Raw genomic sequence first — 11,645 nt, 5'->3', positions numbered from 1 at the left:
CGGAAAAGTGCTCGGTCGGCGTGCGATCCTGTGACTACCCGACCGCGCAGTTGTTCGGGCCCAACTCGGCCTCGAACGCCTCCCCGTCGTCCATCGACTCGACCCCGAGGTTCGTCGCGACGATCCGCTCGAAGTTGGCCGGGCGCGGCGGCAGCGACGACGCGACGCGGTCGACGAACGCCGCGCGGTCGAGGCCGAGCACGTCGAGGTCGCGCAGCGCCGAAAGCGGCGCGGCGTACGTGTCGCCGCGGGCGTCGGCGGGGTCGGCGAAGTGCCCCGGCGCGACGAGGGTGTCCTCGGGGAGCGCGAGCAGCCGGTCGTGGAGCGTGTCGTACGCCCGTTCGGCGAGGTCGCGCGCGCCGTCGTCGCCCTCCTCCAGGTCCGGCCGGCCGACGCCGTTCAGGAACAGCGCGTCGCCGGTGAACAGCACGTCAGCCGCGTCGGGGTCGTCGCGGTGGAGCCGCAGGCAGGTCAATTCGCTCGTGTGTCCCGGGGCGTGGATCGCCGACACCTCGGCGTCGCCCATCCGGAGCACGTCGCCGTCGGCCAACAGCGTCGCGTCGAACTCGAGGCCGCGAACGGTCGCGCCGGCCGGGAGCACGACCTCGGCGTCGCCGCCGGTCGCCTCCCGGACCGCGCGGACGCCGCTGACGTGATCCGCGTGGACGTGCGTGTCGACGGCGAACCGGAGCGTCGCACCCATCTCGGCGGCGTCCTCGACGTAGCGGTCGGCGAACGCGCGCAGCGGGTCGACGACGAGCGCCTCGCGGTCGTCGCCGTCGTCGCCCTCGCGGCCCTCACCGCCGCCGGCGACGATCAGGTACGCGAGACAGCCCGAGGAGGGACGCTGGTACTGGATCACGGTCAGGTCGCCTCGCCTGACGAGCGGCTCCGCGAGGTACGTCCCGGCCCACGCGTCCATGCCGCCGGCGAGGTTCACCGCGTCGACGCCGGCGTCGGCGAGGTCGCCCGCGACCTCGGCGCTCGCTTTCCCCCGGCCGCAGACGACGAGGATCGGCTCGGGGAGGTCGTCGGGGAGCGGGTCGCTCGCGTCGTCCGTCGCGGCCGCGGCGACGAACTTCACGTGCGGGACGTGTCTCGCCGTCACCGAGCGGCCGTCGACGTGCCACGCCTCGAACTCGGGGCGGTCGCGCACGTCCAGCACGGACACCGGCTCGCCGTCGCGAAGCAGGCGCGCGAGCGCCGCCGGCCCGAGTTCGCCGCCGGGGTCGCCGCCGAGCGATCCCGCGTCGGCTGCGTCGCGAGCGGCGGAATCTGAACCGTCGGTCATCGGTTCCGTCCCCCCTCACTCCCGCCGCTCGAAGGCGTGTTTCACGACCTCGCTCCCGTCGTCCCACTCGAACTCGTCGTGGACGCGGTTCAGTCGCTCCCGGTACGCCTCCAGGTCCTCCGAGCCCTCGGCGCGCGCGTCCTCGTCGGTGAGGTCGCCGAGCGTGCGGCGCTCGATCGCCGTCACCTCGAACGTCGTGCCGTCGATCTCGAAGGTGTCCCCCTCGTCGGCGTATGCGTGTCCGCGATGCAGTTGCGTGACCCTCCCCTCGGCGGCCATCCGCTGGACGTGCTCGTTCGGCAGGATATCCGAGGCGTCGATGTGTGCCATACCGGATCGGTCGTGTCGCGCGGGGGAAACGTTAACGCCGCCCTCGGCGACCGATCGGCCATGGACGGCGATCGATTCCGCGAGACCGTCGAGTCTGCGAAGTCGACCGAGCTGGAGCGACTCGGCTCGAACAAGCACCTCATCGCGCTCACCGACGCGACCCTGGAGCCCGAGGCGGTGTTGCGCGCCGCGGCCGACTCCGAGCACGCCGCCCACACCACCTTCGCCGGGTGGGCGGCGGACGCGGCGGACGACGACGCGGACGCCGACGACGAGGCCGCCGCGGAACTGTTCGCGTGGCTCGCCGAGCGCGAGCGCGACCACCGCGAGCGCGTGCTCGACTCGCTTTCGGCGATGGGCGTCGAGCACGACCCCGTCGACGGCGGCACCATGCACAAGTACCTCCGGGCGCGCGAGGACCCGATCGAGCGCGTCGCCGCCGGCACCGTCGGCCGCGGACTCGTCAGCGACCGCTCGCACCTCCAGATCGTCTCCTTTTTCGTCAACGAGGGCGACGAGGGGCGCGCCGACCTGTTTCGCGATCTGCGTGCCGAGACCGAGGAGGAACTGGAGCGCGGACTGACGCTGCTGGCGGACGCCTGCGGGACCGACGACGACTGGGAGCGCGCACGGATGGTCGCCGAGTACGTCGTGCAGATCGCCTACGACGACTACGCCGACGCGCTGACAGGGATGGGGATCGACGTGAAGCCGGTGTGTTGAGGCGCGAGCGAACGCGTCCCTTCGAGGAGTCCCCGTCTCCCGAACGCGGCGGCGAGCCGCGATAGTCGTCCGGCTGGAACCGTGAGACGACTTATTGTCGACTGTGACGACGATCACGACCGCATATGTCAAATACTGCCAAGGTGATCGAGCTGGTCGGCAACTCGAACGAATCGTGGGAGCACGCCGCACAGAGCGCCCTGAACGACGCGGACGAGACGCTGGAGGAGATCAGCGGGATCAAGATCGTCTCGCAGACGGCGACCGTCGAGGACGGGCAGATAGACCAGTACAAGACCGTTCTGCACGTGTCCTTCCAGCTCAAGCGGTGACGGCGGGGCGGAACTGATCGGCGGCCGCGACCCGTCCCCGCGGGCCGTTACGAATCTCGAAACCGTCGCGGCGCGGGGGTGCACCTCCGTGCAAAACCGCACGACAGCGGCTCGATCCCCGAGCCGAGCGATTGAAGGGACGCGGCGACGGCGTATTCGGTGATGCGACACGACCACCTCCTCTCGGCGGGCCAGCTCACCCGGGAGGACATCGAGGCCGTCCTGGACCGCGCGGCCGACTTCGCCGACGACCCCGGGCTCGTCGGCGACCGCCACGCCGACCGGCTGCTCGCGCTGTGCTTCTTCGAGCCGAGCACGCGCACGAAGATGTCGTTCGACACCGCCATGAAGCGGATCGGCGGCGACACCGTCGACATGGGCTCCGTCGAGTCGTCGTCGGTGAAGAAGGGGGAGTCGCTGGCGGACACCGTCCGCGTCATCGAGGGGTACGCCGACGGGATCGTCCTGCGCCACCCCAGCGAGGGCGCCGCGAAGCTCGCCTCCCAGTTCGTCGACGTGCCCGTCGTCAACGCCGGCGACGGCGCGGGCCAACACCCGAGCCAGACCCTGCTGGACCTGTACACGATCCGCGAGCGGGCTGGGCTCGACGACCTCACGATCGGGATCATGGGCGACCTGAAGTACGGGCGGACGGTCCACTCGCTGGCGTCGGCGCTCACGAACTTCGACGCGCGGATGCACTTCATCAGCCCCGAGTCACTGCGGCTGCCGCGCGGGGTCCAGTTCGACCTCCACGACGCCGGCGCAAGGCTCAGGGAGCACACCGACCTCGACGAGGTGCTCGGCGAGCTGGACGTGCTGTACGTCACCCGGATCCAGCGCGAACGCTTCCCCGACGAGAACGAGTACCAGCAGGTCGCCGGCGAGTACCAGATCGACGCGGAGACGCTGGAGCGCGCCCGCGACGACCTCACCGTGATGCACCCGCTGCCCCGGGTCGACGAGATCGCCCCCGACGTGGACGCGACCGACCACGCCGCCTACTTCGCGCAGGCGCACAACGGCGTCCCGGTCCGGATGGCGCTGCTGGACGAACTCCTCCGCGAGGACGGGGGTGACGACCGATGAGCGACCCCGAGCGCGAGCTACGCGTCTCGAAGATCCGCAACGGGACCGTCATCGACCACATCACCGGCGGACAGGCGCTGAACGTCCTCGCGATCCTCGGCATCGGCGGCGACGAGGGGATGGGCGTGTCGATCGGGATGAACGTCCCCTCGGACAAGCTCGGCACGAAGGACGTGGTGAAGGTGGAGGACCGGGAGCTGAGCCAGGGCGAGGTCGACGTGCTCTCGCTGCTCGCGCCGGAGGCGACCGTCAACATCGTCCGCGAGTTCGAGGTCGTCGAGAAGAAGCGCGTCGAGCGCCCCGAGCGCGTCGTCGGGCTGCTCACCTGTCCGAACCACAACTGCATCACGAACCAGGACGAGCCGGTCGAGTCGGCCTTCGAGGTCGTCGACGACGGCGTCCGCTGTGAGTTCTGCGGGGAGATCGTCCGCGAGGACATCGGCGACCACCTCGCCGTTCACTGACGCCGACGGCCGCCGTCGACACCTGCCGATCTCGTGTCTTGCTCCGATTCGATCCCGGGATCGCGACCCGTCGTCAGGTATATTAATTAGTTGTATTACTAGGTAGTCACATGCCACGAACGCAGCTCGAACGAGCGCGCGCCGGCGAGGTGACGCCGACGATGGAGCGGGTCGCCGAGCGGGAGAACCGGAAGCCGGAGACGGTTCGCGCGGCCGTCGCCGACGGCGAGGCCGTGATCCCCGCGAACCACGCGCACGACGCGCTGGATCCGATGGTGATCGGCGCCGACTTCGCGACGAAGGTGAACGCCAACATCGGCGCGAGCGAGGACGCGAGCGATCCGGGCGAAGAGCTGGAGAAGCTCCACACGGCTGTCCACCACGGCGCCGACACGGTGATGGACCTGTCCACGGGCGGCCCGCTCGCGGAGATCCGGGGGTCGATCCTCGCACACTCGCCCGTCCCGGTCGGGACGGTCCCGATCTACGAGGCGGTGAAACGCGCCGGGTCGCCGGAGGACCTCACGACGGACCTCCTGCTGGAGGTGATCCGCGAGCAGGCCGAGCAGGGGGTCGACTACATGACGATCCACGCGGGCGTGCTGATGGAACACCTCCCCCTCACCGACGGCCGGATCACGGGGATCGTCTCCCGGGGCGGATCGATCCTCGCGGAGTGGATGGAGACCCACGGCGAGCAGAACCCGCTGTACGTCGCCTTCGACGAGATATGCGCGGTCCTCGGTGAGCACGACGTGACGGTTTCCCTGGGCGACGGGCTCCGACCCGGCAGCGTCGCGGACGCCTCCGACGCCGCGCAATTCGCCGAGCTGGAGACGCTCGGGGAGCTGACGGAGCGAGCGCGGGCGGCCGGCGTGCAGGTAATGGTCGAGGGGCCGGGGCACGTACCGCTCGACGAAGTGGCGGCGAACGTCGAACGGCAGCGCGAGGTGTGCGACGGCGCCCCCTTCTACGTGCTGGGACCGCTCGTCACCGACATCGCGCCGGGATACGACCACATCACCTCGGCCATCGGTGCGACCGAGGCGGCCCGCGCGGGCGCCGCGATGCTGTGTTACGTGACGCCCAAGGAGCACCTCGGCCTCCCCGACGCCGACGACGTGCGCGACGGACTGGCCGCCTACCGCATCGCCGCCCATGCCGCGGACGTGGCGAACGGCCTGCCCGGCGCGCGCGACTGGGACGACGCGCTCTCGGCGGCCCGCTACGAGTTCGACTGGCGCCGGCAGTTCCAGCTCGCGCTGGACCCCGACCGCGCCCGCTCCTTCCACGACCAGACGCTCCCGGGGGACAACTACAAGGAAGCCCGCTTCTGCTCGATGTGCGGCGCGGAGTTCTGCTCGATGCGGATCGACCAGGACGCGCGCGACCGCGACGGCGAGATGGAGCGGACCGGCCACGAGGTCGACCTGGACGCCTCGCCGGCCGCCGCGACGAACCTCCCGCCCGCGGGCACCCACGACACGAGCCGCACGCCCGCTTGGCCGCCCGACGGCGTGGGATCCGACGACGCCGAGCGGTCGACGGGGCCGGGAGACGAGCCGACCGAGGCCGACGACTGACCGGACCCTCGACAGAGTCGGGGTCCGCGAACCGCCGCGATGACGCATCGGAAACCCCTATCCCGTTCGGGCCGTCACTGTGGTCCATGAATCCGATCGATACGCTCCGCCGACCGGAGTACACCGGCGAGAACCGGTGTGGCCCGTGCACCGCGGTCAACGTCGCCGTCGTCGTCGCCGCGGCCGCACTCGCCGGGATCCGGCGGCGGTCGCTCGCCGTCCCCGTGCTCGCGGTCGGCGCGGCGCTCGTGTACCTGCGCGGCTACGTCGTCCCCGGAACGCCCGAATTCGCCCCCGACTTCGTCCGGTCGCTGGGCCTCGAAGACCGCTTTCGCCACGTCGCCCCCGACGGCGGCGACCCCGAGCGCCGTCGCGAGTCCGACGACCTCGTCGCCGACACAGATCCGGGGGAGCTGCTCGGCGCGATGTTCCGCCACGGCGTGATCGAGGAGGGCGACGGCGACGACGACGCGCTGTACCTGACCGAGGCGTTCGAGGCCGCCTGGCGCGAGGAGTTGGAGACGCTGCGTGAGGCGAGCCCCGACGACCTCGTCGAGGCGACCGCCGAGGTCGTCCCCTTCGAGGGCGAGGGCGAGCGCAAGTACGACGGCGTCTCCGTCGAGGGCGACGAGGGCGTCGTCTGGCTTCGGCCGACGAACGCCACCGGCGACGTGGCCGCCGTGCGCGCGATGGAACGCCTCGACGTGCCCGAGTCGCTTCGCGCGCCGGCGACGACGCCGCTGCGGCTGTTCACGCCCGAGTGTCCCGCCTGCGGGGGCGACCTCGAGGAGCGTACCGTCGCCGACGGCTGCTGCGGCGGGACGATGGGGATCGAGGACACGCCCACCCGGGACGTGCTCGCGTGCGTCGACTGCGGGGCTGAGGTACACGTCTTCGCCGACGACGGGACCGACAGCGACGATGGCGCCGGCAGCGGCGACGGCGACGAGGGGGTCGACGGCAACCCGGCCGACGACGGCGACGCCCACGACGCCTGACGATCGATCCCGCCGACGGACGCGGCCCAGGGCGGAAACGATTAGTGCCCGCCGCCTGAAGTGACGCATATGTCCGGAAAGTCCAAACTCGTCGTGTTGTTCGGTGTCGTCGTGCTCCTGTACGTCCTCTTCAGTTCCGACAGCGAGCCGGTCGAGGTCGAAGTCGAGACCGAAGACTGAGCACGCAGGCGGCCGCTGCCGGCGGCTGCCGGTCAATCGGCGCCCCGGCCCCCCACGCGATCCCTTCTTTCGAAACACGTACCCTCACGAGCGGCCAAGCACCCGTATGACCCAGTACGGCGTCGTCACCCGCAACGCCGAGGAGACGGAGTGGCCCGACTTCGATCTGGCCTTCTACGAGGTGAAGGACGTGACCGGCCGCTCGGCCGAGCCCCTGGAGACGGCCGTGAACATGGTGTCGTGCTTCGGGGACAACGCCGCCGCGGAGGCGACCCCCGACCTCGTGCCGGTCGACGCCGAGGGCCGGCCGGCGACGCGCGACCGGACGTACTTCGACTGGGCGTACATCTGCCCCACCCACGAGGAGTACCGCCGCGGCCTGCTGGAGATCGTCGAGGACTGCGCGGCCGTCAACGGCGACGTGCGACTCGACGACGTCGGGTTCCCGCGTGAGGGGTACTGTCGCTGTGACAGGTGTGAGCGACTGTTCGCCGAGAGCGACCACGACGAGTGGGCCGACTGGCGCGGGGAGGTGATCACCGACTTCGTCGCCGAGGCGACCGAGCGGATCCCCGGGAAGACCTACCTCACGCTGTATCCGGACCCGTATCCGGGCCACCTGTACGACCGCGCGGGACTCGATCTGGAGGCGCTTTCCCCCCACGTCGACGAGTTCGTCGTCCCGCTGTACGACACGAACTACGGGACGACCTACTGGCTGGAGACGATCGCCAAGGGGTTCGAGAGCCGGCTGGCGGATCTGGACGTGACGTTCTCCGTCGAGCTGTACGCCGTGAACGTCGACATCGACGACCTGAACCACGCCGCGGAGGTCGCCGCCGAGTACGGCGAGGACGTGTTCTTCGGATACGACGCGAGCCAGGCCGTGGCGGCGCTGCGCCGGATGAAGGCCGACGCGCGGGAGGGACGAAGCTACGGGGGCGACGAGACCGAGTCCGGTTCCGACTCCGGGTCGGACTCCGGTTCCGAGTAGCTGGCGCGCTACGACAGCGGCCCGTACGCGAGCGCCCAGATGACGACGATCGTTAGGAGGAAGACGAACCCCGCAACGCCCGCGAGAACGAACAACAGTCCGCCGGTCTCCTTCCGCTGTGCCCGATCGGTCATACCGGACCGAGGGGCCGGTGGACCATAGACTCCCCGGCGGGACCGGGACGTTCCGTCGGAACCGAGTCCCCGGCACCGACGACCGAGTCCCGGGCACATCAGTACTTGCGATCCGAGTGAGTCTTTTGAGTGGCCCTCCCGTAGGCCGCCCATGACCCTCTACGACCGTCTCTACGAGCTGTACGCGGAGTTCGACACGGAGACGCTGCGGGCGTATCGCGAGTTCGTCGACCTGTTTCCCCCGCTCGACTCCCGGGTCGCGCTCGACAACTGGGACGAGGCGAACGCCGACCTCGCCGACCGCCGCGAGCGCATCGAGCGCGCCTTCGGCGACGAGGGTGACGCCCTCGCCGAGGTCGCCGCGATGGCCGACCGCGAGTCGGCGTTCACCGCGCTCGACCTCCACGGGAAGTACGGCCGCGCACCCAACGCGCTCGTGCTCGACGTGGACGAGACGCTGCGTTCGGCGGGCGACACGGACAACGAGATCCCCCGCGAGACGCTCCACCTGCTCACCGAGTTCGCCGAGCGCGGCACCCCGCTGGTGATCTGCACGGGCCAGACCCTGGAGAACGTGAAGGGATTCCTGATACAGGGGTTGGGCAACGAACTGGTCCACTCGGGCGACGTGTCCGTCGTCTACGAGGCGGGCGCGGGCGTGTTCACTCCCGGCAGCGGCGCCGACACCAAGCGCCTCCTGTACGACGACCTCGCGAAGGACGTGCGCGGCGTCGTCGACGACGTGCGCGACGGCGTGCTCCGCGAGGCGCCCGAACGCGTCCGGCGGGGCTGTCACCTCCAGGGCAACGAGTTCAACGTCACCCTCAAGCCCAACTACGAGACCGGCAGCGACGACGCCGAGGCCGTCATCGACGAGGCGATGGTCCACCTGCTCGACCTGGTCGGCGGGGCCGCGGGCGAGCGGCTCGACATCGACGACGGCGCCGCCGCCGCGCGGGCGTACTACGCCGCGGCCGACCCGGAGATCGCCGGCGCGATCGACCGGGCGGGCGCCGCCGCCGACGGCGACGTGCCGGACACCGCGGCGACGCTGTTCGAGCGCCTCGAGATCGCGCTCTACCGCGCGGACGCCGCCGAACTCGCCGCCGCCGAGCTGCACAAGGCCGCCGGCGTCGAGGCGTCGCTGGACGTGCTCGGCGTCGACGACCCGTTCGTCTGCGTCATGGGCGACTCGAAGTCCGACCTCCGGGTGATGGAGTGGGCCGAAGAATTCGACTCGGGCGTCGCGGCCGCGCCGGAACACTCCTCGCAGAACGTGCTGGAGCACGTGCGCTCGACCGACGACCTCGTGTTCGCGCCCGGCGCCGCCTCGGACGTGCTCCGGACGATGTACGCGTGGCGCTGTCTGGCGGATCTGAACGGCGAATAAGTAGGGTACAACTCGTGTCCGCGTGCGTCCGCTGTCGCCGTGACCGACAGGAGTGAGATGGGAATGGACGCCGCAGCTACGGCGAGTGGTACCGTAGCGCGGCCAGGGAGATACCGAACACGAGCAGGAATCCGAGCGGGTGGAACAGCGCTCCGGTCGTCTCGGTCGTCCCGTCGTCGCCTCTTTCGCTACTCTTGTCGCCGGTCTGTTCCGTCGTCGACGTGTCGTCCGCGTTGGCTGCCGTTGTAGTCGGTCCCGTCGTCGGTCCGGGGGTCGTCGTTGCGGTCGAGCCGTCGGCGGTCGCGGTGTCGGTCGGGGTCACGGTGCCGTTCGGGTCCTCGGTCTCGTTCGCGGCCGGGGTCCCTGCCGTCGTCGTTCCCGTTGCGGTCGTCGGCGTGGCGGTCTCCGTGGCCGTCGTCGATCCTGCCGACGAACCGCCGCCGGTGGAGCCGCCGCTTCCGTCTTCCGTCGCGGTCGCCGTCGCGGTTCCTGCATCGCTCGTGACCTCGACCGTCGAGGTGTCGCTGACGCCGTAGTATTCGCGTGCCGTCCCGTCGAACCCCACCTCGCCGCGCACACCGCTGACGACGGTGTACTCGCCCTCATCGAACTGGTACGCATCGAACTCGGCGTAGTACGCCGTCTCGTTGATCCGCGTCGCGTTCTGCACCACCCTCGTGGAGTCGTCGCCGACGGTCACCGTGACCGACGTGAACTCCGGCGGCGAACCCTCCGGGGCGATCGTGACGTCCACTCTGAGGGTCCCGTCCGGTTCGACCGTCGACTCCGCATCCTGAGTCACCGTGTAGCCGCGGACCACGAACGGTTCGGCCGCATTGACCTCCCGTTGGTCCCCGGATTCGTTCGTGACGGCGATGACGTACGTTCCCACCTGGTAGTTTTCTGGATACGTTTCGAACGTGTCGTCGCCTGTTCCGGCCGTCGTCTCTACGAGCGTTCCTTCGCTGTCGACGATCTTGACCGTGTAGGACTCACCTGACGGCGCCTCGACAGCGTACCTCAGGATACCCTCCTGTCCTGTGCGGGCGAACTGCGTCACCTCCACGGTTTCACCCTCCGCCGTGTACGTCGTCGCCGGCACGTCGATCAGATCGACGATGTCGTCGTCGCTGATCGCGATCGAATACGCCGGGTTCGTCCCGGCGATCGCGACTGACGCGCCGGCGACGATCACCGCGGCGACGGAGACGAGCACCAGGGCGCGCCGAGACGCGTTGCCGGAGGTCATCGATCGCCTCCTCGTGCGGATTCGTGCTCGGGCGTGACGGTAGCAACCACACACAGTCTATCCAACAGGTGGCAAAAATGGCATCGGTTGCGGGACTGGTCCGGGCTGTGAGACTCGGTTGGCTCGGCGAGTTCCTGCTCATGAGTGGTCCCTGGCTCGAGCGCGGTCTCGGGAGCGGTATTGTTACGGTGTTCGGCTGAACAGGAGCGGGTAATGACCGATGCGGTGCTCCGCGGTGCCGATCTGACGATCGACCGCGGTGGCGATCGGATCCTCGACTCGGTGTCGATCACGATCCCGGCCGACGCGCGGCTGCTGATACAGGGCCCGAGCGGCGCCGGAAAGACGACCCTGTTCAACGTCCTCGGGCTGCTGGAACCGCCGACCTCGGGGACGCTGTACGTCAACGGCGAGTCGACCAGCGGACTGGGGGAACGACGACGCGCGCGGATCCGACGCGACACGATCGGATTCGTCTTTCAGGACTTCCAGCTCATCCCCGACCTCTCCGCGTGGGAGAACGCGGCGCTCCCACAGGACCATCGCGGAACACGCGATGCGGAGTGGCTGGGGGAGCTGTTCGGGGCACTTGGGATCACGGATCTCCGCGGGCAGTACCCCGCGACGCTCAGCGGCGGCGAGAAACAGCGGGTCGCGATCGCCCGTGCGCTGGCGAACAGACCGTCGGTCGTCCTCGCGGACGAGCCGACCGGGCAGCTCGACCCGGAGACTGCCGACCGCGTGCTCGACCTCCTGTTGGATATCCGATCGGAGGCCTCGACCGCGCTCGTCGTCATCAGTCACGACCGTCGACTGACGTCCCGGTTCGACGACCGACTCCAACTGGCCGACGGCTCGCTTACGGCGGTGTAGCCGTGATAGCTGGGG

At 70.0% G+C, this 11,645-nt stretch carries 13 protein-coding genes; 9 read left to right on the top strand and 4 right to left on the bottom strand.

The features are described 5' to 3' along the window. Window positions 1-34: 34 nt before the first annotated feature. Entirely contained in the window at window positions 35-1,291 is a 1,257-nt protein-coding gene (locus tag K6T36_RS04635; protein ID WP_222922812.1) for an MBL fold metallo-hydrolase, read from the bottom strand. 15 nt (window positions 1,292-1,306) lie between these two features. After that, window positions 1,307-1,621 carry an ASCH domain-containing protein gene (locus K6T36_RS04630; protein WP_222922811.1) on the bottom strand — a complete coding sequence of 105 codons (315 nt, stop codon included), beginning with the start codon at window positions 1,619-1,621 and terminating at the stop codon, window positions 1,307-1,309. A gap of 60 nt (window positions 1,622-1,681) precedes the next feature. On the opposite strand from K6T36_RS04630, the gene K6T36_RS04625 reads away from it, so the two are divergent. The 7 genes from K6T36_RS04625 to K6T36_RS04595 all read left to right on the top strand — a co-directional run bounded on the left by K6T36_RS04625 (window position 1,682) and on the right by K6T36_RS04595 (window position 7,984). Next, window positions 1,682-2,344, top strand: coding sequence for a rubrerythrin family protein (locus tag K6T36_RS04625; protein ID WP_222922810.1), 663 nt, complete (start codon window positions 1,682-1,684; stop codon window positions 2,342-2,344). A 125-nt stretch (window positions 2,345-2,469) separates the two neighbouring features. Next, window positions 2,470-2,676, top strand: a complete 207-nt coding sequence (locus tag K6T36_RS04620; RefSeq protein WP_222922809.1) for a dodecin family protein — start codon at window positions 2,470-2,472, stop codon at window positions 2,674-2,676. Between the two features lie 162 nt (window positions 2,677-2,838). Further along, window positions 2,839-3,765: an aspartate carbamoyltransferase gene (gene pyrB / locus K6T36_RS04615; protein ID WP_222922808.1), complete on the top strand. Its 927-nt coding sequence runs from the start codon at window positions 2,839-2,841 to the stop codon at window positions 3,763-3,765. Then, complete coding sequence (pyrI, locus tag K6T36_RS04610; RefSeq protein ID WP_222922807.1) at window positions 3,762-4,229, top strand: aspartate carbamoyltransferase regulatory subunit; 468 nt, start codon at window positions 3,762-3,764, stop codon at window positions 4,227-4,229. The genes pyrB and pyrI overlap by 4 nt, the downstream gene beginning before the upstream one ends. A gap of 110 nt (window positions 4,230-4,339) precedes the next feature. Further along, entirely contained in the window at window positions 4,340-5,812 is a 1,473-nt protein-coding gene (gene thiC, locus K6T36_RS04605) for a phosphomethylpyrimidine synthase ThiC (protein WP_222922806.1), read from the top strand. A gap of 86 nt (window positions 5,813-5,898) precedes the next feature. Further along, window positions 5,899-6,810, top strand: a complete 912-nt coding sequence (locus K6T36_RS04600; protein ID WP_222922805.1) for a DUF8054 domain-containing protein — start codon at window positions 5,899-5,901, stop codon at window positions 6,808-6,810. Between the two features lie 286 nt (window positions 6,811-7,096). Next, window positions 7,097-7,984: a hypothetical protein gene (locus K6T36_RS04595; protein WP_222922804.1), complete on the top strand. Its 888-nt coding sequence runs from the start codon at window positions 7,097-7,099 to the stop codon at window positions 7,982-7,984. A gap of 8 nt (window positions 7,985-7,992) precedes the next feature. Here K6T36_RS04595 and K6T36_RS19045 read toward each other — a convergent pair whose 3' ends face one another. Further along, a complete protein-coding gene (locus K6T36_RS19045; RefSeq protein WP_264084012.1) occupies window positions 7,993-8,118 on the bottom strand; it encodes a hypothetical protein in 126 nt (41 codons plus the stop codon). A gap of 151 nt (window positions 8,119-8,269) precedes the next feature. Between K6T36_RS19045 and K6T36_RS04590 the strand changes: the two genes are divergently transcribed. Next, entirely contained in the window at window positions 8,270-9,508 is a 1,239-nt protein-coding gene (locus K6T36_RS04590; protein ID WP_222922803.1) for an HAD family hydrolase, read from the top strand. Window positions 9,509-9,584: 76 nt separating this feature from the next. Here K6T36_RS04590 and K6T36_RS04585 read toward each other — a convergent pair whose 3' ends face one another. After that, window positions 9,585-10,757, bottom strand: coding sequence for a hypothetical protein (locus K6T36_RS04585; protein WP_222922802.1), 1,173 nt, complete (start codon window positions 10,755-10,757; stop codon window positions 9,585-9,587). Window positions 10,758-10,970: 213 nt separating this feature from the next. Between K6T36_RS04585 and K6T36_RS04580 the strand changes: the two genes are divergently transcribed. Further along, complete coding sequence (locus K6T36_RS04580) at window positions 10,971-11,630, top strand: ABC transporter ATP-binding protein (RefSeq protein WP_222922801.1); 660 nt, start codon at window positions 10,971-10,973, stop codon at window positions 11,628-11,630. Window positions 11,631-11,645 lie beyond the last annotated feature (15 nt).

The sequence above is a fragment of the Halobaculum roseum genome (assembly GCF_019880245.1).
Classification (GTDB): Archaea; Halobacteriota; Halobacteria; order Halobacteriales; family Haloferacaceae; genus Halobaculum; species Halobaculum roseum.
Note: the sequence above shows the minus strand (reverse complement) of the source record. Positions and strands in the feature narration are given on the sequence as shown.